This is a genomic window from Leisingera daeponensis, assembly GCF_019801465.1.
GTDB classification, from domain to species: domain Bacteria; phylum Pseudomonadota; class Alphaproteobacteria; order Rhodobacterales; family Rhodobacteraceae; genus Leisingera; species Leisingera daeponensis_A.
In genome coordinates, this window is the sequence record NZ_JAHVJA010000002.1 from 661,523 (window position 1) to 687,378 (window position 25,856).

Annotated in this window: 23 protein-coding genes; 10 read left to right on the top strand and 13 right to left on the bottom strand. The window is 63.6% G+C overall.

The window, feature by feature from the left end; translation table 11 throughout:
- Positions 1 to 110: 110 nt before the first annotated feature.
- On the top strand, positions 111 to 593 hold the full coding sequence (locus KUV26_RS07940) for a DUF2244 domain-containing protein (protein ID WP_222504054.1): 483 nt from the start codon (positions 111 to 113) through the stop codon (positions 591 to 593).
- Positions 594 to 665: 72 nt separating this feature from the next.
- Here KUV26_RS07940 and KUV26_RS07945 read toward each other — a convergent pair whose 3' ends face one another.
- Positions 666 to 1,139, bottom strand: coding sequence for a GatB/YqeY domain-containing protein (locus tag KUV26_RS07945; protein ID WP_222504055.1), 474 nt, complete (start codon positions 1,137 to 1,139; stop codon positions 666 to 668).
- A 182-nt stretch (positions 1,140 to 1,321) separates the two neighbouring features.
- On the opposite strand from KUV26_RS07945, the gene carA reads away from it, so the two are divergent.
- On the top strand, positions 1,322 to 2,482 hold the full coding sequence (gene carA / locus KUV26_RS07950; protein ID WP_222504056.1) for a glutamine-hydrolyzing carbamoyl-phosphate synthase small subunit: 1,161 nt from the start codon (positions 1,322 to 1,324) through the stop codon (positions 2,480 to 2,482).
- A 218-nt stretch (positions 2,483 to 2,700) separates the two neighbouring features.
- Positions 2,701 to 4,512, top strand: coding sequence for a glycosyltransferase (locus tag KUV26_RS07955; protein ID WP_315900092.1), 1,812 nt, complete (start codon positions 2,701 to 2,703; stop codon positions 4,510 to 4,512).
- Here KUV26_RS07955 and KUV26_RS07960 read toward each other — a convergent pair.
- On the bottom strand, positions 4,484 to 5,128 hold the full coding sequence (locus KUV26_RS07960) for a GntR family transcriptional regulator (protein ID WP_222504058.1): 645 nt from the start codon (positions 5,126 to 5,128) through the stop codon (positions 4,484 to 4,486). The genes KUV26_RS07955 and KUV26_RS07960 overlap by 29 nt on opposite strands.
- Before the next feature lie 142 nt (positions 5,129 to 5,270).
- On the opposite strand from KUV26_RS07960, the gene KUV26_RS07965 reads away from it, so the two are divergent.
- The 3 genes from KUV26_RS07965 to KUV26_RS07975 all read left to right on the top strand — a co-directional run bounded on the left by KUV26_RS07965 (position 5,271) and on the right by KUV26_RS07975 (position 7,602).
- Positions 5,271 to 5,915, top strand: coding sequence for a pyrimidine 5'-nucleotidase (locus tag KUV26_RS07965; protein ID WP_222507952.1), 645 nt, complete (start codon positions 5,271 to 5,273; stop codon positions 5,913 to 5,915).
- Between the two features lie 163 nt (positions 5,916 to 6,078).
- Positions 6,079 to 6,327, top strand: coding sequence for a hypothetical protein (locus KUV26_RS07970; protein WP_222504060.1), 249 nt, complete (start codon positions 6,079 to 6,081; stop codon positions 6,325 to 6,327).
- A 78-nt stretch (positions 6,328 to 6,405) separates the two neighbouring features.
- The gene (locus KUV26_RS07975) at positions 6,406 to 7,602 is read left to right on the top strand and encodes a UbiH/UbiF family hydroxylase (RefSeq protein ID WP_222507953.1); all 1,197 of its coding nucleotides are present in this window, start codon (positions 6,406 to 6,408) and stop codon (positions 7,600 to 7,602) included.
- A gap of 74 nt (positions 7,603 to 7,676) precedes the next feature.
- Here KUV26_RS07975 and KUV26_RS07980 read toward each other — a convergent pair whose 3' ends face one another.
- The 3 genes from KUV26_RS07980 to KUV26_RS07990 all read right to left on the bottom strand — a co-directional run bounded on the left by KUV26_RS07980 (position 7,677) and on the right by KUV26_RS07990 (position 9,911).
- On the bottom strand, positions 7,677 to 8,801 hold the full coding sequence (locus KUV26_RS07980) for an aminotransferase class V-fold PLP-dependent enzyme (protein WP_222507954.1): 1,125 nt from the start codon (positions 8,799 to 8,801) through the stop codon (positions 7,677 to 7,679).
- A gap of 199 nt (positions 8,802 to 9,000) precedes the next feature.
- The gene (locus tag KUV26_RS07985; RefSeq protein ID WP_174145422.1) at positions 9,001 to 9,459 is read right to left on the bottom strand and encodes an Lrp/AsnC family transcriptional regulator; all 459 of its coding nucleotides are present in this window, start codon (positions 9,457 to 9,459) and stop codon (positions 9,001 to 9,003) included.
- Positions 9,456 to 9,911: an Lrp/AsnC family transcriptional regulator gene (locus tag KUV26_RS07990; RefSeq protein ID WP_222507955.1), complete on the bottom strand. Its 456-nt coding sequence runs from the start codon at positions 9,909 to 9,911 to the stop codon at positions 9,456 to 9,458. The genes KUV26_RS07985 and KUV26_RS07990 overlap by 4 nt, the downstream gene beginning before the upstream one ends.
- A 132-nt stretch (positions 9,912 to 10,043) precedes the next feature.
- Here KUV26_RS07990 and ilvC point away from each other — a divergent pair, with 132 nt between their 5' ends.
- The 3 genes from ilvC to KUV26_RS08005 all read left to right on the top strand — a co-directional run bounded on the left by ilvC (position 10,044) and on the right by KUV26_RS08005 (position 13,062).
- Positions 10,044 to 11,066 (top strand): ketol-acid reductoisomerase, encoded by a 1,023-nt coding sequence (gene ilvC / locus KUV26_RS07995; RefSeq protein WP_027236799.1) that lies wholly within the window; start codon positions 10,044 to 10,046, stop codon positions 11,064 to 11,066.
- Between the two features lie 89 nt (positions 11,067 to 11,155).
- Positions 11,156 to 12,064 carry a DMT family transporter gene (locus tag KUV26_RS08000; RefSeq protein WP_222507956.1) on the top strand — a complete coding sequence of 303 codons (909 nt, stop codon included), beginning with the start codon at positions 11,156 to 11,158 and terminating at the stop codon, positions 12,062 to 12,064.
- A gap of 92 nt (positions 12,065 to 12,156) precedes the next feature.
- Positions 12,157 to 13,062: a DMT family transporter gene (locus tag KUV26_RS08005; RefSeq protein ID WP_222507957.1), complete on the top strand. Its 906-nt coding sequence runs from the start codon at positions 12,157 to 12,159 to the stop codon at positions 13,060 to 13,062.
- A 24-nt stretch (positions 13,063 to 13,086) separates the two neighbouring features.
- Here the strand turns inward: KUV26_RS08005 and glmM are convergent, their stop codons facing one another.
- The 8 genes from glmM to KUV26_RS08045 all read right to left on the bottom strand — a co-directional run bounded on the left by glmM (position 13,087) and on the right by KUV26_RS08045 (position 23,748).
- Complete coding sequence (gene glmM / locus KUV26_RS08010) at positions 13,087 to 14,433, bottom strand: phosphoglucosamine mutase (RefSeq protein WP_222507958.1); 1,347 nt, start codon at positions 14,431 to 14,433, stop codon at positions 13,087 to 13,089.
- A 22-nt stretch (positions 14,434 to 14,455) separates the two neighbouring features.
- Positions 14,456 to 15,451 (bottom strand): dihydropteroate synthase, encoded by a 996-nt coding sequence (folP, locus tag KUV26_RS08015; RefSeq protein ID WP_222507959.1) that lies wholly within the window; start codon positions 15,449 to 15,451, stop codon positions 14,456 to 14,458.
- Positions 15,448 to 16,368 carry a dihydroneopterin aldolase gene (locus KUV26_RS08020; protein ID WP_222504068.1) on the bottom strand — a complete coding sequence of 307 codons (921 nt, stop codon included), beginning with the start codon at positions 16,366 to 16,368 and terminating at the stop codon, positions 15,448 to 15,450. Before KUV26_RS08020 ends, folP begins: the two co-directional genes overlap by 4 nt.
- 128 nt (positions 16,369 to 16,496) lie before the next feature.
- Entirely contained in the window at positions 16,497 to 17,153 is a 657-nt protein-coding gene (locus KUV26_RS08025) for a cell wall hydrolase (RefSeq protein WP_261398692.1), read from the bottom strand.
- A gap of 172 nt (positions 17,154 to 17,325) precedes the next feature.
- Positions 17,326 to 19,902 (bottom strand): putative PEP-binding protein, encoded by a 2,577-nt coding sequence (locus KUV26_RS08030; RefSeq protein ID WP_222504069.1) that lies wholly within the window; start codon positions 19,900 to 19,902, stop codon positions 17,326 to 17,328.
- 177 nt (positions 19,903 to 20,079) lie between these two features.
- Complete coding sequence (gene glyS, locus KUV26_RS08035; protein ID WP_222507960.1) at positions 20,080 to 22,179, bottom strand: glycine--tRNA ligase subunit beta; 2,100 nt, start codon at positions 22,177 to 22,179, stop codon at positions 20,080 to 20,082.
- Positions 22,180 to 22,252: 73 nt separating this feature from the next.
- Positions 22,253 to 22,789 carry a DUF6446 family protein gene (locus KUV26_RS08040; protein ID WP_222507961.1) on the bottom strand — a complete coding sequence of 179 codons (537 nt, stop codon included), beginning with the start codon at positions 22,787 to 22,789 and terminating at the stop codon, positions 22,253 to 22,255.
- A gap of 17 nt (positions 22,790 to 22,806) precedes the next feature.
- Complete coding sequence (locus KUV26_RS08045) at positions 22,807 to 23,748, bottom strand: glycine--tRNA ligase subunit alpha (protein ID WP_222507962.1); 942 nt, start codon at positions 23,746 to 23,748, stop codon at positions 22,807 to 22,809.
- 255 nt (positions 23,749 to 24,003) lie between these two features.
- Between KUV26_RS08045 and KUV26_RS08050 the strand changes: the two genes are divergently transcribed.
- Complete coding sequence (locus tag KUV26_RS08050; RefSeq protein ID WP_222507963.1) at positions 24,004 to 25,770, top strand: trypsin-like peptidase domain-containing protein; 1,767 nt, start codon at positions 24,004 to 24,006, stop codon at positions 25,768 to 25,770.
- Positions 25,771 to 25,856 lie beyond the last annotated feature (86 nt).

The window sequence follows — 25,856 nt, forward strand, 5'->3', positions numbered from 1 at the left end:
GCCCCGGGGCCTTTTCATGTTCTGCTGCCGGGCTAAAAAGCCGCAGTGGACACCGCCGGGTTCCGCCACATCATTTAACTGATATCCCGTTTCCTAACAGGCGCTGCACGATGCCCTACAACTGGACCCGCCCTGAAGCCGGAGCCGAACGCGAACTGCACCTGTGGCCGCATCAATCGCTGCCTCCGCGGGGCTATGCACGGTTCCTCGGACTCACTGCGGTTCTGATCTGCGTGCCGCTGATTCCGGTGCTGGGCTCCGCCCTGCTGTGGGGGCTGCTGCCTTTCCTGCTGCTGGCGTTGTTCGGGATGAAGTTTGCTCTGGACCGCAGCCGCCGCGACCACCAGATCCTCGAAGTGCTGACCATTGGACCCGATGAGGCAAGGCTGGAGCGCATCAACCCTGACGGCGGACGGCAGAGCTGGCACTGCAACCGCTATTGGGCAAGCGTCGAGATGCACGACAATGACGGGCCGGTGCCGCATTATGTCACCCTGCGCGGCTGCGGCCGCGAGGTGGAAATCGGTGCCTTCCTGTCGGAGGACGAACGGGTCGCGCTTTACGGCGATTTGAAGTCCGCCTTCACCCGCTGAGCACAAAGAAAAGGCCCGTCGAACGGGCCTGATCCATTTATCTTTCCGCTTTTACCCTTTTCAGGCCGGAACTCAGCAGTCGCCCTTGCTGCAAAGCTGATCCTTGACCATGGGGCCGGCTTTGCCGAAATCCATCTGGCCGGTGTATTTTGCCTTCAGCGCGGCCATCACCTTGCCCATATCGCGAATCGATTCGGCGCCGGTCTCCGCCACAACCGCCTTCACCGCCTCGGCTGCTTCCTCGTCGCTCAACTGCTGCGGCAGGAATTCCTCGATGACAGCGATTTCGCCCAGCTCCCGCTCCGCCAGATCAAGCCGCCCGCCTTCCTCGTAGGCGCGGGCGCTTTCCTTGCGCTGCTTGGTCATCTTGCCGAGAATGGCCAGGATTTCCTCATCCCCGATCCCGGTTTCCTCGCCATCGGCGCGGGCTGCAATTTCGCGGTCCTTTATCGCGGCATTGATCAGCCGCAACGTGCACAGCCGTTGCGCGGCCTTGTCTTTCATCGCCTGCTTCAGGGCCTGATTGACCCGAGTGCGCGTATCCATATTCAAAAGCATCCCCATGGTTGCCGGACACCGATGGTTATCCATTCTTATGCAGCTGTGCAAGTTTACAGTAAACTTTCCATTCCGCACCCGGCGTAAACTGCACGGCCCTGAGCAGGCTTGACCCGAATGTGCGCTCCCCTTACAAGCCCATGAATTTCACCCGCATGGAGACTCGCGCAATGGCCGCTTCCGCCCCGACCAAGCCCACCGCATGCCTGGCGCTCGCTGATGGCACCGTCTTTTACGGCACCGGTTTCGGCGCCACCGGCGAAACCGTGGCCGAGCTCTGCTTCAACACTGCGATGACCGGCTACCAGGAGATCATGACCGATCCGTCCTACGCCGGCCAGATTGTCACCTTCACCTTCCCCCACATCGGCAACACCGGCGTGACGCCCGAGGATGACGAGACCGCAGACCCGGTTGCCGCCGGCATGGTGGTGAAATGGGATCCGACCCTGGCCTCCAACTGGCGCGCCACCGAGGAGCTGAAAAACTGGCTGACCCGCACCGGCCGCATCGCCATTGGCGGCGTCGACACCCGCCGCCTGACCCGCGCGATCCGCCAGCAGGGCGCCCCGCACGTCGCGCTGGCGCATGACCCCGAGGGCAATTTCGACGTTGAGGCGCTGGTCGCCAAGGCCCGCGCCTGGTCCGGCCTGGTCGGCCTCGACCTGGCCAAGGACGTCACCTGTGCGCAAAGCTACCGCTGGGATGAAATGCGCTGGGCCTGGCCGGAAGGCTATGCCCGCCAGGAAGCCCCCAAGCACAAGGTTGTGGCAGTCGACTATGGCGCCAAGCGCAACATCCTGCGCTGCCTGGCCTCCGCCGGCTGTGACGTAACCGTACTGCCGGCCACCGCCACCGCAGAGGAGGTGCTGGCGCACAACCCGGACGGCGTGTTCCTGTCCAACGGCCCGGGCGACCCGGCGGCCACAGGTGAATATGCTGTACCGATGATCCAGGACGTGCTGAAGGCAGACCTGCCGGTTTTCGGCATCTGCCTCGGCCACCAAATGCTGGCGCTGGCGCTGGGGGCGAAGACCGTCAAGATGAACCACGGCCACCACGGCGCCAACCACCCGGTCAAAGAGCATTCCACAGGCAAGGTGGAGATCACCTCGATGAACCACGGCTTTGCGGTGGATGCGCAGACCTTGCCGGAAGGCGTAGAAGAGACCCATGTGTCGCTGTTCGACGGGTCCAACTGCGGCATCCGGATTTCCGGCCGCCCAGTCTATTCGGTGCAGCACCATCCGGAAGCCAGCCCCGGCCCGCAGGACAGCTACTACCTGTTTGAACGTTTTGCCGAGGCAATGGCCGAGCGCAAATCTGCGTAAAAAACCTGTTAACCATGACGTTCAGCCGTCATGGTTAACACCGTATTTACCAATTCTTAAACCCCCGCCGCCAGCCTGAGGGCCTCTGTAATCAGTGTTGCGGACAGGCGATGGTTTATGCGTCACAGCCGCTGCGGAAGCTCCTGCCGACGCAGCACGAAGTTCCCCCCAATCGCGGCGGGTCAGGGGATGGGCTGCCGCCAGTCGACGGCAGCAGCATGATGAAGGCCCTGGTGCTGCGCCAGCACCAGAAAGCGGCACTGGGGCGGGTGTTGATTGCCGAAGGTTTGGCGAGCGAAGACCGGGTGCACGACACCTTGTCCCGGCAATACCGCATGCCCCGCGCCGACTTGACCGGTCAGATGGCCAATGCCCGGCTTCTGGCATGCAAACCGGCACAGTTCTGGCTGCGCCATTGCGCGTTGCCGTGGATGCAGCTTGGTCAGGCCGTCACAATTGCCATTGCCCATCCCGACCGGTTTGAGGCTCTGCAACAGGATCTTCAGGGCAGTTTCAAGCAGGTCATTCCGGTTCTGGCCAGCGAAGCGCAGATCACCGCGTTGCTGACCTCCCATTTCCGCACAGCACTCGCACGCGAGGCCAGCCGCAGCGTTGCCCCGCGTTTGAGCTGCCGCACATTGCAGCCTGCCAAAGGCCGCGTCCTGCTGAGCGCCTGCGCCTTGCCAGTAGCATATCTTTGCTGGGCTGCCCCCGCAGCGGTTTTCACCCTCCTTAGCGTGACGGCACTTTTCTCTGTGCTCCTGTTCACTGCGCTCAAGCTTTGCGGGCTCGTCTCTTTTTGGACCGCAAAGGCCCGCCGGAGCCCCGCCCCGCCTGCTGTTTTTCCGGGTGCTCCGCCTGAACAGCCAGTCATTTCAATTCTCCTGCCGCTGTACAAGGAGGCGGAGATCAGCCGCGCTCTGCTCGTCCGCATCCGCAAGCTTCGCTACCCGCGGGCGCTGACCGATGTGATTCTGGTGCTGGAAGAGCATGACCGCATAACCCGTGCGGCCCTGGAGAACACCCGTCTGCCGCCCTGGATCCGCGTCGTCGAGGTGCCGGCCTTCGGCGGGCTGACCACCAAGCCGCGGGCGATGAACTACGCGCTGAACTTCTGCCGCGGAAGTATAATCGGGGTGTGGGACGCCGAAGATGCACCCCAAGCGGATCAACTGGATAAGGTGGCGCAAGCTTTTTTCAGCGCAGATGAACGCACAGCCTGCTTTCAAGGGGTGCTCGACTATTACAATCCTGGCACCAACTGGATTTCGCGCTGCTTCACGCTGGAGTATGCTAGCTGGTTCCGGATCGTCCTGCTCGGGATCGCCAACCTTGGGCTTGTGGTGCCGCTGGGCGGCACCACTATGTTTGTCCGGCGCGACGTACTGGAGGAACTGGGCAGTTGGGATGCCCATAACGTGACTGAGGACGCTGACTTGGGCGTCCGCCTTTACCGGGCAGGGTACCACACGGAAATGCTGCCTAGCACCACCTTTGAAGAGGCAAACTGGCGCCCCTGGCCCTGGATAAAGCAACGCTCCCGCTGGCTGAAAGGGTTCATGCTAACCTACCTGGTGCATATGCGCCAACCGCTGCGCCTCTTGAATGAACTCGGCTGGAAACGCTTCCTGGGCTTTCAGGCTTTCTTTCTGGGAACTATCGGGCAGTTTTTCTTTGCCCCAGTTCTTTGGTCGTTCTGGCTGATAGCACTTGGCCTTCCCCATCCCACCGCAGACAGCCTGCCGCCGCTTTTGCTGACGCTTGCGGCGGCGGCGCTGGTGTTCTTTGAAGGGCTGGGGCTGGTCATCAGCATCACCGCGGCTTTTGCAGCGCAGCGGCCCTGGCTGGCGGTCTGGGCACCGGTGATGGTTCTCTACTTTCCAATGGGGGCCATCGCCGTGCTCAAAGCCGCGCACGAAATGCTCGCCCGCCCGTTTTTTTGGGACAAGACAGCGCACGGCATAATACCCGCGGCCAAGAACCGGCACCGGCTACGGAGGCTTATCCCCGTCCGCTGGCGTCCTGCTTGAGCCGGGTCATGAAGGCGATCGAGATATGTTCCTTTAGCGCCTCGCCCGCCGCAGCCTCATCCCGGCGGCTGATCGCATCGACGATCCCTTTGTGCTCGGACTGGGCAATCTCGCTGCGGCCCTCGGCAGCCAGCGACGTTGTCGCCATCAGCGCCATAGTCCGGTGCACAAGATCCAGCTGCTGCACCAGGTAACGGTTGTGCGAGGCCAAGTGGATCTGCTCATGAAAGCGGCGATTGGCCTTGGACAGCGCAGCCGGATCGCCGATCAGCTTGTCGTCAGCCTCGACCATCTCCTTCAGAACCTTGATCTCTTCCTCGGTGGCATGGCGCGCCGCCAGCCGCGCTGCCAACCCCTCCAGCTCGCGCCGCACCACATAAAGCTCGGCCATCTGGTTGTGATCCAGCGAGGCCACAATCAAAGACCGCCCATCTCGCTCCAGCAGTGATTGGGTTTCCAGCCGCTGCAACGCTTCGCGGATCGGAGTGCGCGATACGCCAAAGCGTTCCGCCAGATCGCTTTCCACCAGCCGGTCGCCCGGTTTGTAGATCCCGGAATCGATTGCCTCAAGGATCAGCGCATAGGCATCTTTCTGGTTGCTGCGGCTCTGGCTCATGGTCGTTCCTGTCTGTTCCGATCCGACAATCTCTACAGCGCGGCGGTCAGCAATCAACCCTGATGGCGCCAAAGTGCTGAAAACCCGCAGGCAAAATGCGCTTTTGATTGCAAATCCGGCCGCACCGCCCTACTCCGTCGGCATGCCCAAACAATCCTTTTCCCACGTCCGCCAATGGGTGTTCGATCTGGACAACACCCTCTATCACCCGTCTGCGCGGCTGTTTGACCAGATAGAGGTCAAGATGACCGCCTATGTGATGGACGCGCTCAAGGTGGACAAGGCGGAGGCCGACCGCCTGCGCAGCCACTACTGGCGCGAGCATGGCACCACTCTAGCCGGGCTGATGCGGGAACACGATCTGGACCCTGATCCCTATCTGGTCGCGGTGCATGACATCTCGATGGACCACCTGGAGGAAGACGCGCCGCTGGCGGCTGCAATCAGCAACTTGCCGGGCAAGAAGATCGTCTATACCAACGGCTCTGCCCCCTATGCCGAACGGGTGCTGGCCGCCCGCGGGCTGTCCGGACTGTTCGATGAGGTCTTCGGCGTCGAACACGCGGACTACCACCCCAAGCCCGAACGCCGCGCCTTCAACCGGGTGTTTGCCCGCGCCGGAATCGCCCCGCAGCAGGCCGCCATGTTCGAGGATGACCCGCGCAATCTAACCGCCCCGCATGAGATGGGCATGCGCACCGTGCATGTAGCGCCGGAGCCGGTCAAGGCCGCACATATCCATCATCATTCAGATGATCTGGCAGGCTTCCTGGCCGCTCTGACCTGATACCTGCGCAGGTCCGGCGGCGCTATTCATCCGTCAATTGCCGCATCGCGGAATGTGTGCCTGGGCATTCCGGCAAGTTTCTGCAACTGCGGCAAAATACACCTGTTTGCAGCATCTTTTCCTCCCTATATGCGCCGCGAACCCAAACGCAGGAGACCACCCGATGAGCGCATATACCCTCCCCGCCCAACTGACCCTGTGGCAGCGCATCTTGTTTGCCGTGCCGCTGCTGGGACGGATGATCAAAGAGGTCGCCTATGGCCCGGAGGAAAACATCTGGTACGCCCTGGCAACCTTTGTCAGCCTGTGGGGCTGCGCGATCATGCTGTTCGGCATCCCCGGCCTCTACATCCCGGCAGTGTGCATGGTGCCGGTGGTCTTCCTGGTGCTGATCTCCATCACCCGCGGCTAATTCCCCGCGCGGCAGGTTGCTGCTTGTCTTCCCCCTCCGTCAGGGCCTATTTCAGGGCAACAACGGAGGGCTGAGACCATGGCCGAGACCTGCGACATCCTGATTTCCGGCGGCGGCATTGCGGGACTGACCGCAGCCGCCGCTTTTGCCTCCAGCGGGTTCAGCGTGATCTGCGCCGACCCGGCCCCGCCAGTGACAGAACGCGACGCCGAAGGCGCTGACCTGCGCACCACCGCCTTTCTGCAGCCAGCCCAAGCGCTGCTGGAGCAATGCGGGATCTGGGCCCGGCTGGCGGGCCACGCCGCCCCCTTGCAAATCATGCGCATCGTCGATGCCGGCGGCGCCCGGCCCGAGCCGCGGGTGGTCAAGGACTTCAACGCCGCCGATATCTCCGACCAGCCCTTTGGGTGGAACCTGCCCAACTGGCTCCTGCGGCGCGAGTTGATTGCCCGGCTTGCGGAGCTGCCGAACGTGGATATGCGCTTTGGCACCGGCACTACGGGCCTCTTCACCCGCACCGATGAGGCGCGCGTCAGCCTCAGCGACGGCAGCCAGGTGACGGCCAAGCTGGTGGTGGCCTGCGACGGCCGCAACTCCCCGATGCGCGAGGCCGCGGGCATTCCGGTGAAAACCACCCGTTACGGGCAAAAGGCGCTGGCCTTTGCCGTCACCCACCCGGTGCCTCACGAAAACGTCTCGACCGAGATCCACCGCTCCGGCGGCCCGTTCACCCTGGTGCCGCTGCCCGATTACCAGGGCCAGCCGTCCTCCGCGATTGTCTGGATGGAACGCGGTCCGCGCGCGCAGGAACTGCTTAACCTGAAGCCTGCCGCCTTTGAGGCCGCGATGACCAAACGCAGCTGCGGGTTGTTCGGCGATCTGAAACTGGCGTCGCGCCGCACCATCTGGCCGATCATCAGCCAGTCGGCAGAGCGGCTGAACGGCGAGCGTCTGGCGCTGATGGCCGAAGCCGCCCATGTGGTGCCGCCGATTGGCGCACAAGGCCTTAACATGTCCTTGGGCGATCTGCGCAGCCTGCTGGAGCTGGCCGAGGCCCGCCCCGAATCCTTAGGTGATGCCCAGATGCTGGCCGCCTACCACAAGGCCCGCCACAATGAAATCCTGCTGCGGGTAAAGGGCATCGACCTCCTGAACCGCACCTCGATGCTGGCGCCGCGCCCCTTGCGTGATCTGCGCGCCTTTGGCCTCAACGCGCTTTACTCGCTGGCACCGGTGCGCAAGACGCTGATGCAGATGGGGCTGGGGGTTAAGTAAAGTACGCGGCTTTCCTGATGGAAAGCCGCTGCCTCCGGCGGGAGTATTTTTAGAAAGATGAAACGCCGGTGCGTTTACAGCACTTGGTCCAAGACCGTCTTCAGCCGCGCCAGGGTGGCATCCACATCATAGAGCTTGTCGAGGCCGAACAGGCCCAGGCGGAAGGTACGGAAATCGGCGGGTTCGTCGCACTGCAGCGGCACGCCCGCGGCGATCTGGGTGCCCAGCGCCAGGAACTTCTTGCCGTTCTGCACATCCGGGTCGCTGGTGTAGCTCACCACCACACCTGGCGCGCCGAAGCCATCCGCGGCAACCGAGGTGATGCCCTTTTCCTTCAGCATCGCGCGCACGCCGTTGCCCAGCGCCCATTGCGCATCCCGCAGCTTCTCGAAACCGTATTCCTTGGTTTCCAGCATGGTGTCTCGGAACGCCTTCAGCGCATCGGTCGGCATGGTGGCGTGATAGGCGTGGCCGCCATCCTCATAGGCCTTCATGATGGTGCGCCATTGCTTAAGGTTGATGGCAAAGCTGTCCGAAGTGGTTTCCTCCAGCCGCGCCAGCCCTTTCTCCGAGAACATCACAAGACCGGCTGACGGCGAGGCGCTCCAGCCCTTCTGCGGTGCCGAGATCAGCACATCGACGCCGGTGGCCTTCATGTCGACCCAGGCGCAGCCAGAGGCGATGCAGTCCAGCACCATCAGCGCGCCGACCTCATGCGCGGCGGCGGCCATCGCGGTCACATAGTCGTCCGGCAAAATCACCCCGGCGGCGGTTTCCACATGCGGTGCAAAGACGATGTCCGGCTTCTGCTCCTTGATCGCGGCGACAACCTCGGCAATCGGTGCGGGTTCGAACGGAGAGGCAGATTCATTGCCGGTGCAGCGCGCTTTCATCACGGTCGAGGACGCGGTGAAGCCGCCCGCCTCGAAAATCTGGCTCCAGCGGTAGGAGAACCAGCCGTTGCGGACCACCAGCGCATTGGACCCGCGGGCAAACTGGCGCGCCACCGCCTCCATCGCATAAGTCCCGCCGCCGGGCACCAGCGCCACGGCTTCAGCGTTATAGACCTCTTTCAGCATCGCGTTGATGTCCAGCATCACCTGCTGGAAGGTCTTGGACATGTGGTTGAGCGAGCGGTCGGTGAAAACCACCGAGAATTCATCCAGACCCTGCGGGTCCACGGTGTCGAGCAGTGCCATCTGGGCCTCCCTTGTTGTATTCCTTTACAAACGGCTAGCCGGCGCCGCAGGCTTTGGCAAAGCCTACAATGGCATACAGCACCGCCGCCGTTCTCCGAAGGGGATACTGGCGAAACGGACGGGAAAAGACAGCCCAAGCACGACAGAAAACACCCGTATTTGCGCCAAGCCGGTTTCGCAGCGGCAAAAAAGTTCGGCCTCAGCCCAGCGGCCCCGGCCGCCGCTCCTCGCTCAGCAGCACATTGGCCTCGACATTCCCCACCCCCGGCAGCGTCATCACCCGGCGCCGCAGCACGCGCTCAAAGTCCGAAATGTCCCGCGCCGTGACCCGCAGGCGGTAATCGTACATGCCCAGCACATGCTCCACCGTCTGCACTTCGGGGATGGCAGAGACCGCGCGTTCAAAGTCCTCCAACGAGACCCGCCCCTTGGTGGCCAGCTTCACCCCCAGAAAGACGGTGACGCCAAACCCCAGCTTTTCCTTGTCCAGTTCCAGCCTGCGGCCCGCGATGATGCCCGTCTCCTGCAGCCGCTTGATCCGCCGCCATGTGGCAGGCTGGCTGAGGCCCAGCTGCCGCCCTAAGGCGCCTGCCGACAAGGTCGCATCCTCCGACAGCGCCCGCAGGATGGCAAAATCCAGATCATCCAGCGCACTCATACCGGCAGCACCTCATCCGATTTGATCCGCGCCACATGCATCAGCGCCTCGATATCGGTGATATGCGGGAGGTTCAAAATGGCTGCGCGGTAGATCTGCTGGTAATGTGGCATGTCCCGCGCAATCACCGAAAGCCGTACATCGACCTGGCCCAGAAAGGTCTGAATCTCGATCACCTCGGCAATGCCGCGGGCGGCCTCGATGAACTCGTCAAAGGCGCGCGGATTGGTCTTGTCCAGCGTCACCCGCAGCGACACCTCAACCTCATACCCCAGGGCCCGCCAGTCGACCACCGCCCGCTGGCCCAGGATCACGCGCGCCTCGCGCAGCTTCTCCAGCCGCCGCGAAAGCCGCGAAGCCGAAAGGCCCAGCCGTTCGGCCAAATCCGGAATCGATTGCTCCGGGTCGCTTTGCATATAGCGCAGAATGCGCCTGTCGAGATCATCAAGCATGATTTCATCACTATCAGGCCAAATGACGAATGACTACTGCAAAGAAACTGTAAAATTCATGCACAACAGCAATCGCCTTCCCCGCCCGCATGCCTATGATGCCCTCAAACACCAAACGAAAGGACGTGGATCATGCGCGTTTATTACGACCGCGATTGCGATGTGAACCTGATCAAGGACAAGAAAGTGGCCATCCTGGGCTATGGCTCCCAGGGCCACGCCCACGCGCTGAACCTGCGCGACAGCGGCGCCAAGAACCTTGTCGTTGCCCTGCGCGAAGGCTCCCCCTCCGCCAAGAAAGCCGAAGGCGAAGGCCTGCAGGTCATGGGCATCGCAGAAGCGGCCGCCTGGTGCGACGTGATCATGTTCACCATGCCCGACGAACTGCAGGCTGAGACCTACAAGAAATACGTCCACGACAACATCAAGCCGGGCGCAGCCATTGCATTCGCGCACGGCCTGAATGTGCACTTCGGCCTGATCGAGCCGAAAGAAGGCGTCGACGTCATCATGATGGCGCCCAAGGGCCCCGGCCACACCGTGCGCGGCGAATACACCAAAGGCGGGGGCGTGCCCTGCCTGGTCGCGGTTCACACCGACGCCACCGGCAAAGCGCTGGAAACCGGCCTGTCCTACTGCTCCGCCATCGGCGGCGGCCGCTCCGGCATTATTGAGACCAACTTCCGCGAAGAATGCGAAACCGACCTGTTCGGCGAGCAGGCGGTTCTCTGCGGCGGCCTGGTTGAGCTGATCCGCTGCGGTTTCGAAACCCTGGTCGAAGCCGGCTATGCCCCGGAAATGGCCTACTTCGAATGCCTGCACGAAGTGAAGCTGATCGTTGACCTGATCTATGAAGGCGGCATCGCCAACATGGATTACTCGATCTCCAACACCGCCGAGTACGGCCAGTACGTCACCGGCCCGCGCATCCTGAAGTACGACGAAACCAAAGCCCGCATGAAAGCGGTTCTGGAAGACATCCAGCAGGGCAAATTCGTCCGCGACTTCATGCTGGAGAACCAGGTTGGCCAGCCGACCCTGAAGGCCTCGCGCCGCGCCAACGACGAGCACCTGATCGAGGAAACCGGCGCCAAGCTGCGCGGCATGATGCCGTGGATCTCGGCCGGCAAGATGGTCGACAAAGAGAAGAACTAAGGCGCCCGCGGAACCCTCCGCTGACCTTACCTCTGCAGGGCGCTCCATTTTGGGGCGCCCTTTTTCATTTATTTTATTGAGGTTATCCGATGCCAGACTCCCCCGGCGCCGCCAATTGGGCCAAGCTTCTGTTCCTCGGCGTGATCTGGGGCGCCTCCTTCATGGCGGTGTCGCTGGCGCTGCGGGGCTTCCCGCCGATGACCATCGCCGCGCTCAGGATTTCGATCGGCGCGGTTTGCCTGCTGGCCGTCGTCTATGCGATGGGCATCGGCCTGCCCTCGCTCCGCACGCGTGACGGCCGCGTCATCTGGGCCTGCGCCATTGGCATGGGGTTCTTTACCAACGCCCTGCCCTTCACCCTGCTCAGCTGGGGGCAGACCTACGTGGCCAGCGGCTTTGCCGGGGTCTGCATGGCGGTGGTGCCGCTGTTTGTGCTGCCGCTGGCGCATGTGCTGGTCCCGGGCGAGCATATGACCCTGCGCCGCACCATCAGCTTTCTGATCGGATTTGCCGGCGTGGTCGTGCTGATCGGGCTGGATGCCTTCCGCTCCGCTGGAACCGACTTTGAATCGCTCGCGCGCCTCGCCTGCCTTGGCGCCTCGCTGTGCTACGCCATCGGCTCGATCATCACCCGGCTCTGCCCGCAGGTGAACATGCTGTCGCTATCTGCCGCAGCCCTCCTGTGCGGAGCCGCCATGATGACCCCCGCCGCGCTTTGGGCTGAGGGCGTGCCGGACTTGCCCGCCGCCCTGCCGCTTGGTGCCGTCTTATACCTTGGCCTCTTGCCAACCGCCCTCGCCCAGGTGCTGCTGGTGCAGGTTGCCCGCAGCGCAGGCCCGGCATTCCTGTCCACTGTGAACTACCAGGTGCCGGTCTGGTCGGTGATCTTCGGTGCCGCCCTCTTGGGCGAAACCCTGCCGCCGCAGCTGTTTGCCGCGCTGGCGCTGATCCTCGGCGGCCTCCTGCTCAGCCGCAGCCGCCGCCCGCGCGTGGCGTGAAGCGCAAACCGTTCGATAGATAACAAAGCAATTGCCATTGACCCCGCCTGCCCGGCGGGGTCTTGTCGCGCGGAAACCGGCACGAGGGACCCATGCCCGATATCGCACCGCGCTACTGGCTGATGATCGCCACCCTAGGCTTTGTCTGGGGCGGGACGTTTCTGCTGATCAAGCTGGCGCTGGACGGCATCACCCCGTTCTGGCTGGCGGCCAGCCGGATCGGATTTGCCGCGCTCTTGCTCTGTGCGGTCTGGGGGTGGCGCGGGTTCAAGCTGTTTCGGGGTGAGGCCAACTGGCCGTCGCTGATCCTGATCGGCATTCTCAGCACCGCCCTGCCCTTCATGCTGATCTCCTGGGGCCAGCAGCATGTCTCCTCCGGCTTTACCGGCGTCAGCATGGCGGCAATCCCGCTGATGGTGCTGCCGCTAGCACACTTCTTTGTGCCGGGTGAGCAGATGACCCTGCGCCGCCTCATCGGCTTTTGCATCGGCTTTGCCGGTGTTGCGCTGCTGATCGGCGGCAAGGCGTTTGAAACCAGCGGCACCGAGCTGGAAGCCTATGGCCGCGCCGCCTGCCTGTCCGCAGCGGCCTGCTATTCGGTCAGCTCGATCCTGACCCGCCGCCTGCCGGCGGTGGATCCCGTGGGACTGGCGGCTGTCCTCCTGGTGATCGGCTGCTTCATCATCTTCCCGGCCGCCTGGGCCGCCGAAGGCCCGCCGGTGATGCCGGACACCCGCACCCTAATAATTGCCGCCATCCTCGGCCTGATCCCCACCGCCGCAGCAAACCTGCTGCGCGTCATCGTGGTGCGCGAGGCAGGCCCCACCTTCATGACCCTCACCAATTACCAAGTGCCGGTCTGGGCCGTGGTGCTTGGGGCGGTGTTCCTGGGCGAGGAGCTGCCGCCCTCGATGCTGCTGGCAATGGTAATGATCCTGGGCGGCCTTGGCCTCAGCCAGTTCGGCAGGCTCAGCCGCCTGTTCAGCAAAGGGCGCTGAGCGCGCCCCCCCCCCCCTGCCCGCTTAGTCCGCGACAGCCGCTTCAACCGCGGCGACCACGCTGTCGACTGCCAGCGTCATCACTTCGGCGTCCTCGCTCTCGGCCATCACCCGCACCAGCGGTTCGGTGCCGGATTTGCGGATCAACAGGCGCCCCTGGCCGTCCAGCATCTTCTCAGCCGCGGCAATCGCCTCCTGCACCCGCGCATCCTCCAGCGGCATCTGGCCCGCCTGGAACCGCACGTTGCGCAGCCGCTGCGGCACGGTTTCGAACTGATGCGCCAGCTGGGAGGCCCTTTGCCCCGTCTGCACCATTTCCGCCAGGAAATGCAGCCCCGCCATCAGCCCGTCGCCGGTGGTGGCATAGTCGCTCATCACGATATGGCCGGATTGCTCGCCGCCCAGGTTGAACCCGCCTTCGCGCATGCGCTCCACCACATAGCGGTCACCCACGGCGGTGCGTTCCAGCCCCAGCCCCTTGCTTTCCAGGTGGCGCTCCAGCCCGAGGTTCGACATCACTGTCGCCACCAGCGCGCCGCCTTGCAGCTGGCCCTGTTCGGCCCAGCGCGTCGCCAGCAGCGCCATCAGTTGATCGCCATCCGCCACCGTGCCGGTCTCGTCAATCAGGATTACCCGGTCGGCGTCCCCGTCCAGGCAGATCCCGACATGCGCCCCATGCGCCACCACGGCCTCAGCCGCCGTCTGCGGCTGGGTCGAGCCGCAGCCCCGGTTGATGTTCAGCCCATCCGGCGCCACACCCACCGGGATCACCTCGGCGCCCAGCTCCCACAGAACCTCAGGCGCTGTCCGGTGCGCCGCGCCATTGGCGCAGTCAATCACAACCTTCAACCCGTTCAGGCCCAAATTGCGCGGCAGGGAGCTCTTGACCCGCTCGCCGTAGCGGAAGCGGGCATCGTCGATCCGCTTGGCGCGGCCGATGTTGGCGGCCTGGGCCGGCTCAACCCCGGCCTCGACCAGCGCCTCAATTTCCATCTCCGCACTGTCCGACAGCTTGAAGCCGTCAGGGCCAAAGAACTTGATGCCGTTGTCCTCGGACGGATTGTGGCTGGCAGAGATCATCACCCCCAGATCCGCCCGCATCGATCGTGTCATCAGCCCCACCGCCGGCGTCGGCACCGGGCCCAGCAGCAGAACGTTCATACCGGTCGAGGTCAGCCCCGCGGTCAGCGCGTTTTCAAACATGTAGCCGGACAGCCGGGTGTCCTTGCCGATCACCACCCGGTGCACCCCGGTGCCATCGCGCCGGAAATAGCGCCCGACAGCGGCGCCGATGCGCAGTGCCATTTCGGCGGTCATGGGATGGGTATTGGCGGTGCCGCGCACGCCGTCGGTACCAAAAAGTTTCCGCATTATGCTTTCCTGCCCAAAGGCCTTACCGGACTGCCTGCCAAAGCCGCAGGGCCTGAACCGTTTCAGCCACGTCATGCACCCGCAGGAATTGCACGCCTTGCGCCAGGGCTGCAAGCCCCACGGCTATCGAACCGGGCGCGCGGGCATCGGCCTGCGGCTCCTCGCCGATGGTGCCGATGAATTTCTTGCGCGACACGCCCAGCAATATCGGGCAGCCAAGCCCGTGAAACAGGCTGAGGTTACGCAGAAGCGTCAGGTTATGCGCCTGCGTCTTGCCAAAGCCAATACCCGGATCAATCACAATCTGCTCGCGGATCACCCCGGTCGCTTCCAGCCGGTCAATCTGCGCGCTCAGGAAATCATAAACATCCAGCAGCACATTTCCGTACTGAGGGTTTGCCTGCATTGTCGAGGGATCGCCCTGAGCATGCATGATGCAGACCGGCACATTGGCCTGCGCTGCCAGCGGCGCCAGAGCCGGATCGAAGGTGAAGCCGGATACGTCGTTCAAGAGATCCGCGCCGGCCTCCAGCGCTTCCATTCCGACATTGGCTTTACGGGTGTCGATCGAAACCGGCACCTGGCTTACGGCGCGGATCGCAGCGATCACCGGCGCGGTACGCTCAATCTCCGCCGCCTCAGCAACCTCATCTGCCCCGGGCCGGGTGGATTCGCCCCCGACATCAATGATCGTGGCGCCATCCGCCACCATCTGAAGCGCCGCAGCTTTGCCTGCCTCTACGCCTGCATGCTTGCCGCCGTCAGAGAAGCTGTCGGGGGTGACATTCAGGATGCCCATGATCTGCGGCTGCGTCATGTCCAGCCCGGCAATAGATGCCCGCCGCGCGCTCAGGCGCCGCCGCTCTTTCTCCGGAACCAGCCCGGCCGGCGCAATCCGCGGCGGCGCCCCCCGGCTGAGAATCTCGACTTCGGTAAACCACAAGGAACTGCCTGCCAGCGGCACAGCCCCTTCCGGGCGTGCCTCGCCATGCTGAACCAACGGCCGGTAGTAAATCACAGTTGAGCTTGCTCCACGCTGACGCTCCGCAAGGGAACGCCGGGATTATCCGGCAAATCCCCGCCAAGCACAATCATTTCGCCTGCTGCAAAAGTCGACGCGAACCAAGCCGCCAAAGCCACCGAGTTCGAGGGCGGCGCCGAAGGCCCCTCCACCGCGTCGAGCACAATCTTGGAGGGCGCCCAAACGCAAATCTGGCGGTTCTTCATGGCCCAGTCCAGTTCGGTCCGGGTGGACACCACAACGCAGCGATCATCCTTGGCTGCCAAGCGCCAAGCATTCTGTTCAATCGCCAGAAGGTCAATCCGGCGCTGGGTCCATTTATGTCCGGTCGTGGGCACTGTCAGCGGGTGGGTTCCGACACAGAGGATAAGCGGCCGCTTGCGGCACTCCATCTGGTCGATCCAGGAAGTCAGGTTGTCGCTGTCGATGGCAGCATTGGACAAGTACATCAACCGCGGATGCGGACGGTCTTCCTCGCCTTTCAGGTGGCTGATCTGGTCCTTGGAGCGCACCACCTCGACGCCCAGTGCGCCGGGACCGCGGTCCAGCTTTTCGATCCGCACAAAAGCGCGCACAGCCTGATGCTCCAGCAGGATCCGTTCGGCCACGCGTTCCGCCAGCGTCTCAAGCAGGTTCAGCCGCTCGGCCGCCAGTTCATGGGCGATGGCCTCGGTCACCTTGTCGTAGGACAGGATCCGGTCGACATCATCATCCAGATCCTTGGGCAGCGGCGCTACTTCGACAACCACGTTAAAGCAAATCCGCTGGGTAGTGCCGCGCTCCGCCTGGAACGCGCCGATCTCCACTTCGACGATATGGTCACGCAGGGAAATACGGTCCAGCGGTCCCGGCGCGGCAGTTGCCATGGAACGCTCGGACGGATGCGCAAAGGCGAGGCGGATTTCTGAGGGCATTGGAAAAGGGCCTTTGGCTGGCTGTGTCAGGTGTGGGTCCCAACAATAGACTTTCAGCGGCTTCTTAACAGTCCCGCATACGCCATGCCAGTGGCAGAAAGCGGCACATGCATGCCGCCTTCAGGCCATCAGTTGCTCATCGCGGTCTGATAGCGATCGTCGCGATAGAACAGATGAACGCCAATGCGCGTGGTGTTTGTGAAAACCCGGCTCCAGCGCGGCCGCACCGCTGTGGTGTGATAGTAGGTCGCGCCTTCTGTCAGCTCGGATTTCAACCCGTCCAGCGCCGCGCGGGCTACCTTGGCCACTCGCTGATACGCTTTCTTCTCGCGGATCACTTCCTCGTATCCGTCGCAGGTGTAGGTGAACTGGCATTGGTACTTGCGCCCGGTCCCCTGATTGATCACCCCGCAGGGGGTGTCCGGGAACTGCTCGCTCTTGACCCGGTTCAGGATCACCTCAGCCACCGCAAACTGGCCTTTCACGGTCTCGCCCCGCGCCTCGAAGTACAACGCCTCAGCCAGACAGGCGAACTGCTCGCCGCCGGTGGCTTTCGGCTGGTTGTCCAGCCAGGCCTTGGAATACTCCACCTGTTGCGCACCGTTCTTGCGGCTCTTGAACGGATTAGTGCGGAAACCAAAGAATCCGCTGAACTTCCGCGCAGGCACCGCATTCAGACTGGCCTGTTCACGCTCGATCAGCGTATCCAGGCCGGTTTCGGCAGCAACACTCTTACCCATCGTGATGGTGGCAGCCATCACGGCGATCATAGTCAACAATTTCATTCAGGGTTCCCCCGTCCTCGCAGCTTGCAACCGGTTTCCCCGGCCACATGCGGTCGCATCCCTTAATGGAATTGGTCAGCAACGTCCAGCTTGCCCCCCCGCGCCGCGACAACGTGGTTAACCGGTACGCGCACCTGACACCGCTTCCCGCTGAAAGGCAGACTGTATTTTCCTAATATTTAGCGTAAGTTGGCGCGACCTGCCCGGTTTTACTGCCAATCGCCAGCTGGGCAGCGGCTAACCGCGCAACCGGCACACGAAACGGCGAACACGAAACGTAGTCAAAGCCCGCGTCACGGCAAAATGCAATCGATTCGGGGTTGCCGCCATGCTCGCCGCAGATCGACAGCGTGATAGCGCCGTTCTCCTCCCGGCCGCGCCGAACCCCCAGTTTCAGCAATTCGCCGACCCCGTCGGTATCCAGAACATGGAACGGATCTTCCGGAAACACACCCTGGTTCACATACTGTGACATGAACCGCCCGGCATCGTCCCGCGACAGGCCATAGGTCATCTGCGTTAGGTCATTGGTGCCGAAACTGAGGAACGCCGTATGCGGCGAGATTTCCCCCGCACGCAGCGCTGCCCGCGGCGTTTCTACCATCACGCCCAGCCGGTAGGTGAAATCCTCGCCGCGCTCGAATTTGACTGCGGCAGCCACCGCATCAATGCGGGCCTTGACCAGCTCCACCTCGCGCTTGGCAGATACCAGCGGGATCATGATCTCCGGCACCACTGGCTCACCCCATTTCGAAGCCTCCAGCGTGGCCTCGAAAATGGCCCTAGCCTGCATGTCATAGATTTCCGGCACGGTGACGCCCAGCCGCACACCGCGCAAGCCCAGCATCGGATTGTACTCGTCCATCTCCTCAACCCGGCGGGTCACGTCGCTGACCGGAATACCCAGCGCCTCGGACAGCTCACGCTGACCGGTCTTGGTGGCTGGCAGGAACTCGTGCAGCGGCGGGTCGAACAGGCGGATGCAAACCGGCATGCCTTCCATGATCCGGAACAGCTCGCGGAAGTCATCGCGCTGCATTGGCAGCAAACGTTCCAATACCGCCGCCCGCCCCGAGGGTGTCTCCGCAAAGATCATCTCCCGCATCACCGTCAGCCGCCCGGGCTCAAAGAACATATGCTCGGTGCGGCACAACCCGATACCCTGCGCATTGAACTTTCGCGCCATTTCAGCATCTTCCGGCGTATCCGCATTGGCCCGGATACCAATGTCGCGAGCTTCGTCCGCCCAGGTCAGCAAGGTCAGCAGCGCCCCGTCCTCGGCAGCCTCCAGCATCTGCGGCTGGCCTGCCAGCACCTGGCCGCTGCTGCCATCAATGGTAATGGTATCGCCCGGTTTGAACACCCGGCCGTCCGCCGCCTCGAGCATCTTGCGCTTGCTGTGGAATTTCATGTTGGAGGCGCCGACAATGCACGGCAACCCCAGCCCGCGGCCAATCACCGCGGCGTGGCTGGTCATGCCGCCCTTTTCTGTCAGCACCCCTGCGGCGGCATGCATGCCGCGCACATCCTCAGGCGAGGTTTCCCGGCGCACCAGGATGCAAGGTTCGCCGCGCGCGGCACTGGCCTGCGCGCCTGCAGCAGTGAACACTAGCTTACCGGTGGCCGCACCGGGGCTGGCCGCAATCCCGCGGCCGATGACGTCGCGCTTGGCATCCGGTGCCACCTGGCGGTGCAGCAGTTCATTGAGGATATGCGCATCAACCCGCATCAGCGCTTCTTCCTTGGAGATCACCCCATCCTCGGCCAGTGCCACCGCAATGCGGACCGCCGCCTGCGCCGACCGCGTGACGCGGACCCCGTCCAGGATATGCACCCGGCCGTTTTCGACGACAAACTCCAGCTGCATCTCTTCGCGCAGCTTCACCCGCATCAGCGCGGCATGGGCTTTCAGATCAGCAAAGGCCTCCGGCGCCAGCTCCTCCAGCGACAGCCCGCGCGCATCCTTGCCCAGGTACAACGCCTTGGCCCCGGCGCCCAGCGCATCGCGTCCCTGGCTCTGGCTCAGGTAGCGGCCGGTCAGCTGCGGCATGCCCGTCGTCGAATTCACCAGCTGCAAAACACCGGAGCCGCACTCGCCCTGCCCTACGCCCGGGATCATCTCCTGCACCACCAGACCCAGGCCCGCATCGGCAGGCGCGCCCTTGGCCTGGCGCAGCAGCCGCGCCGAAGTTCCCTCCCAGGCCCGTGCCATTGAGCGCAGCACTGCCGCCAGCTGCTCGCTCGGGTCCTGCGGGAACGGCTCATCCGTCTCCGCCTCATAAGCATGCAGGATTTCGCTCAGCGCATCGGGACCGCCGTCCTCGACATCATCGAACACATCCGGGTCCAGACGCGCCACATGCACCGCATAGGATTGCACGAACCGCAAATAAAGCGCCGCCGCGGCCTCCCGCCCCAAGCTGTCGCAGAGGTCGACATAGCGCGCATCGTTCATGCCGATATTCAGGATCGCCCCTGGACCGCCCCAGTCCGGGTCCTCCGAAGACGGGCGCACGCACAGCAGCGCCTCGTGATCGAACTCCGAAAGCACCACATCCAGGTCCGGCATCTGACCTTCGGCAATGGAGTGCACCGCATCAAAAGACAGCGCCACCGTGCGCGGCACCGGCAGGTCCAGCCGCACCAGCCGCTGCAAGCACTTGGCCCGCCCGCCATGGGTGGCGGTGGCAATCGGTGCGGTCGCTGTGATGAGGCAAGCCGGCGGGGTCTGTTCGAAATCTTTCTGCACTGCAGCGTGTCTCCTTTGCCTGTCACCATAAGGGGATGCGGCGACGGCGCAAGAGTCTTGTAACAGGGCGGCGACGCATAAAGCGGGTGCAGATACGAAAAACCGGCCTTCCCTGACGGAAAGGCCGGTGCTTCCGGCTGGAGTCATTTTGGAAAGGTGAAAGAGCGGGCGACTCTCTCAGCCCTCAACCTTGGTGAGGTCCGCCACCTGGCCGCAAACCGCGCGGATCTGGCTGAGAAGATTCAGCCTGTTGCGGCGCACCACTTCACTGTCCGCATTGACCTGCACCGCTTCAAAGAACGCATCGATGGGTGCCCGCAGGGCCGCCATGCCCCGCATGGCGGCCGCGAAATCCTCGGCCGCGATGGCCGGAGAGATCGCCGCCCCGCCTGCCTCCAGCGCATCGAACAGCGCTTTTTCGCTGTCATCCTCGGCAAACTTGCGGTCGGCGCCATAGGAATACTCGACGCCATCCTTTTCCTCTGCCTGGGACAGGATGTTGTTGGCGCGTTTGAAGCCCTGCAAGAGGTTCTCGCCGTCCTCGGTCTTCAGGAAATTCTCCAGCGCGCGGGCACGCTTAACCAGCAGGGTCAGGTCGTCGTTGCCGTCCATGGCGATGCAGGCGTCGATCACGTCATGGCGGATGCCCTGATCGCGCAGGAAGACCTTGAGACGGTCATGGAAGAAGGAGAGGAGGTCGTTCACATCAGCAAATGCTTCACCTGACGCACCTTCACGCTTGCCAGTAATCTCAGCGGCTTTGCCAAAGACCAAATTGAGCGACATCCGCACATCATTCTCCAGCACCAGCCGGATCACCCCCAGCGCAGCGCGGCGCAGGGCGAACGGGTCCTTGGAGCCGGTGGGCTTTTCGTCAATCGCCCAGAAGCCGGTCAGCGTGTCCAGCTTATCGGCCAGCGCAACGGCCACCGAAACCGGCTCCGACGGCACATCGTCGCCCGGGCCCAGCGGCGAATAATGCTGCTGGCAGGCGTTTGCCACGGCTGAGGGCAGGCCCGCCGCCTCGGCGTAGTAGCGGCCCATCAGCCCCTGAAGCTCAGGGAATTCATAGACCATCTCAGAACTGAGATCGGCCTTGGCCACCCGCGCCGCCTGTTCCGCCAGATCCTCATCAGCCCCAACAACCGGCGCGATCTCCCGCGCCAGCGCGGCGATACGGTCAATCCGCGCCGCCTGGGTGCCCAGCTTGTTGTGGAAGGTCACGTTGCCCAGGTTCTCCACCCAGACGCTCATGCCTGCCTCGGATTTCGCGGTGCGCAGGTCGTTCTCCCAGAAGAACTTGGCATCCGCCAGGCGCGCCGACAGGACTTTTTGGTTGCCCGCCAGGATGGTGGCTCCATTGTCCGCGGTCTCGCGGTTGGCGACGGTGATGAATTTCTCGATCCGGCCGGTCTTGGGGTTCTTCACCGAGAAGAACTTCTGATGCTCCTTCATCGAGGTCTGCAGCACCTCCGGCGGCAGTGCCAGGAATTCTTCGTCAATCGCGCCCATCAGCACCACCGGCCATTCGACCAGCCCGGCAACCTCGGCCAAGAGGCCCTTGTCCTCGACCACTTCCAGCCCGTTGGCAAAGGCCTGATTGGCCGCCTCCTGCCAGATCGCCTCGGCCCGCTCGCGGGCATCCAGCACCACATGGGCACGCTTCAGCTTGGCGGCATAGTCGTCAAAACCGATGACGGTGATCTCGTCCGGCGCCATGAAGCGGTGGCCGCGGGTGGTGTTGCCGGACTTGATGCCGTCGATGTCCAGATCAACTACGGATGCGCCTGCCTCATCCGACAGGATACACAGGATCGAATGCAAGGGCCGCACCCAGCGCAAGGCGCCTGCGCCCCAGCGCATCGACTTGGGCCAGGGGAAGTTGCGGATACAGTCTTCCAGCACTTCGGCAATGATTTCGGCTGCCGGGCGGCCCGGCTTTTCGATCATCGCAAAGTAAACTGCACCTTTGGGGGTCTCGCGCTCTTCCAGCTGCTCGCGGCTCAGGCCCGCGCCGCGCAGGAAGCCCTCGATCGCCTTGTCCGGCGCGCCCACTTTCGGCCCCTTGCGCTCTTCGCGGATAGTGGGGCTTTCTGCCAGCAGGCCGTCCACCGCCAGGGTCAGGCGGCGCGGTGTCGACAGCGCGGCGGCCCCGGCATAGGTCAGACCCGCCTCAACCAGGCCATCGGTCACGCGCTTCTTCAGGTCCTCGGCGGCACGCGCCTGCATGCGGGCCGGGATTTCCTCGGAAAACAGTTCAATCAGCAGATCGGGCATCAGATATCCTCGGGCGTGGCCGCGCGGGCGGGCGCAGCGGAAAATTCAGAAAATTCGGGCAAGATGCGGGGCACTATCCGTTGCCTCCGCCGGCCTCAGGCCGCGGCGGGCATTCCTCGCCCACCACGGTGCCGTCATAGGCTTTCTGGCCGCAGTCATTCAGCTCATGCCAGACATAGCCGCGGCCCTCATTGGTGACGGCGACAATCCGGTCGACGCCATAAGAGATGTTCTTGACCGACAGGAAGGATTTGGCTGAACCCTCCGCCAGCTTGGCGCCAATACCGGCGGCATCAAAGCACTCGAACCAGTCCGGCGCATTGCGCGGCTCTGTCTTGTCCGACAGGGTAAAGACCTGCGCCAGCTGATCCGGCGACACCTTGGTGGTGAAACAGGCCCGGTAACGGATGGGGGAGCTGTCGGCGTCAATCGCCTCAAAATCCGCATAGGCAATCGGCTGGGCCTCGCCGCCATCCAGCGGCACCAGCATCACATCGCGGCCCGGCTGCAGCGCGACCTCGTCATAGAAGCCATAGACCTGCAGGTAATACATCGCCCCCCCGGCCGCGAGGCTGGAGACGATCAGGATCAGGGCAAGGAATTTCCCCATGGTATGCCGCCCCCTGCTCAGGCCGCGCTCTCGGGCGTGAACCCGCCAGCTTCGGTCAGCACAAAGGCATCGGCGCATTGCTTGGCCAGCGCCCGGACCCGGCCGATATAGGCCTGGCGTTCGGTGACCGAAATCACCCCGCGTGCATCCAGCAGGTTGAAGATGTGGCTGGCTTTGATGCACTGGTCGTAAGCCGGATGCGCCATAATGATGCGTTTGCCGGTCTTCGGGTCCTGATGCTCCTGCGCGAGGATCGCGGCGCATTCGGCCTCCGCCTCCTCGAAATGGCGCAGCAGCACCTCGGTGTTGGCCACGTCAAAGTTCCAGCGCGCGTATTCTTCCTCAGTCTGCTTGAACACATCGCCATAAGACAGCGGGATCAGTGCGTCCGGGTCGTTGAACGGCATGTCCATCACGTGATCGACGCCCAGAATGTACATCGCCAGACGCTCCAGCCCGTAGGTCAGCTCACCCGACACAGGGTGGCAGTCATGGCCGCCGACCTGCTGGAAATAGGTGAACTGGCTGACTTCCATGCCGTCGCACCAGACTTCCCAGCCCAGCCCCCAGGCGCCAAGTGTAGGGCTTTCCCAGTCATCCTCGACAAAGCGGATGTCGTGCATCTCCATATCGACGCCAATCGCCTCCAGGCTGCCCAGATACAGCTCCTGCAGGTTCGGCGGGCTGGGTTTGATCAGCACCTGATACTGGTAGTAGTGCTGCAGCCGGTTCGGGTTCTCGCCGTAACGCCCGTCGGTGGGGCGGCGCGAGGGCTGCACATAGGCCGCGGCCCAGGCCTTGGACCCCAGCGAGCGCAGCGTGGTCGCCGGGTGGAACGTGCCGGCGCCGACTTCCATGTCATAGGGCTGCATCACCGCGCAGCCTTTGGCGGCCCAGTAGTTCTGGAGCCTCAGGATAATCTCTTGGAAGGAGCGCGGCGCGCCGTTGGTCTGGGTCATCTCTTATCCCTTTGGGGGCATCTGGGGCAGCAATTGCGGGGTTCTTCCTATGCAAGGCTCTTGGCAGGGTCAACGCCCTGCGGCGCGTCAGGCTCCGGCGATGCCCCGCTGCCCGGAGCACATCGGCAACAAAAGTGCGGGAATGCGGCAACGGGCCGGCAATTCCCCCTGCCGTGAGGAGTTTCCATTGCCGCCGCAAAGTGCTTAATCTCCGCAGCAAGAATAAGAGCACTTCCGGGATACGAGGCCCTGACAATGAAAAAACTGTTTGCCGCTCTGGCGCTGCCGCTGATTGCGCTGGCCATAGCGTTCACGGCGCCGGTTTCGGCGCAAAGCAGCCGCGATGCGGTCTGGATCCAGATCGCCGCCCGCCCATCGCTGCGCGAAGCGGAGAACGAAGCCCGCAGCTTTGCGGCGCGCCTGCCCGATGTCTCCGGATACGCGCTCGGCGGCGGCTGGTACGGCGTGGTTCTGGGCCCATACGCCCGCGAGGACGCCGAGCGCGTTCTGCAGGTCTACCGCGCCGAAGGCCAGATCCCGCGCGACAGCTTCATCGCCTTTGAACGCAACCTGCGCAGCCAGTTCTACCCGGTGGCCGCGGATGCCACCCAGCCCGCGGAACCGGCGCCAGTTCCGGCACCGGCTGAAAGCGCAGTGCAGGAACCGCAGCAGCAGGCTGCCCTGCCATCGGGCCTGCCGGATGAAACCCCGGCCCAGGCGCGCCGCAGCGAAAGCACGCTCAGCCGTGAAGAGCGTATGGAACTGCAGGTCGCGCTGAAGGCCGCAGGATTCTATAACTCCGGCATTGACGGCGCCTTCGGCCGCGGCACCCGCGCTTCGATGGGCGACTGGCAGGCCGCACGCGGCTTTGAGCCGACCGGCGTGCTGACCACCGCTCAGCGCCAGGTGCTGATGGATGAATACAACGCGCCGCTGATTTCCGTCGGCATGACCCGGATGGAGGACGCCAAGGCAGGTATCGCCTTGCAGATTCCGGCAGGAGAAGTGGCTTTTGACCGTTATGAATCGCCCTTCGCCCACTACACCAGCAAGGGCGGCCTGGGAGCCCAGGTTCTGCTGATCAGCCAGCCCGGCGACAAGCGCACCCTGTTCGGCCTCTACGACATCCTGCAGACGCTGGAGATCGTGCCGCTGGACGGCCCGCGAGAACGCGGCTCTGACAGCTTCACCATCGAAGGCCGCAACAGCAAGATCGTTTCCTTCACCCAAGCCAGCCTGAAGAACGGCGAGATCAAGGGGTTCACCCTGATCTGGCCGGCCGGCGACGAAGACCGCCGGACCCGCGTTCTGGCGGCAATGCAGGCCAGCTTCACCCGCCTCGACGGAGTGCTGGACCCGGCCGCCGGCGGCGACGCGGTGCAGAGCATTGACCTGGTGTCCGGCCTGGAAATCCGCAAGCCGAAGCTGTCGCGCACCGGCTTCTTCGTGGACGACAGCGGCACTGTGCTGACCACCTCGGATGCGGTGGCCGGCTGTACCCGGATCACCCTGGATCACGGTTACCAGGCCGAGATTGCCGCCAATAACGCCGACGACGGTATTGCGATCCTGAAACCAACACAGGCGCTGGCGCCTGCCGCAGTTGCCGGCCTCAGCACTGCCTCGCCGCGGCTGCAGTCCGAGGTTGCAGTTTCCGGATTTTCCTATGAAGGCGTGCTCGGCGCACCCAGCCTCACATGGGGCAAGATTGCCGATGTAAAAAGCCTCGACGGCAACAGAAATGTCGCCCGTCTGGATCTGACCGCACAGCCAGGTGACGCCGGCGGCCCGGTTCTGGACGCAAGCGGTGCGGTGCTGGGGATGCTGCTGCCGCAGCAGACCGGCAGCCGGCAGCTGCCCGAAGGTGTGAGTTTTGCGGTGAATGCCGAGGTGATCCGCGGCGCCTTGAACGCAGCCGGTGTGACCCCCGCCGCACAGTCCGCCTCCGGCGGCAGCCTGCCCAAAGCAGCGATGACCCGGCTCGCCTCCGGCATGACTGTACTGGTCAGTTGCTGGGAGTAATGGCACCGGCCGACACCGGTCGGCCTGCCCAAATAACGAAGCCGGCGCGTTTTTCGCGCCGGCTTTTCAGTTTCCAGGACTCCCGG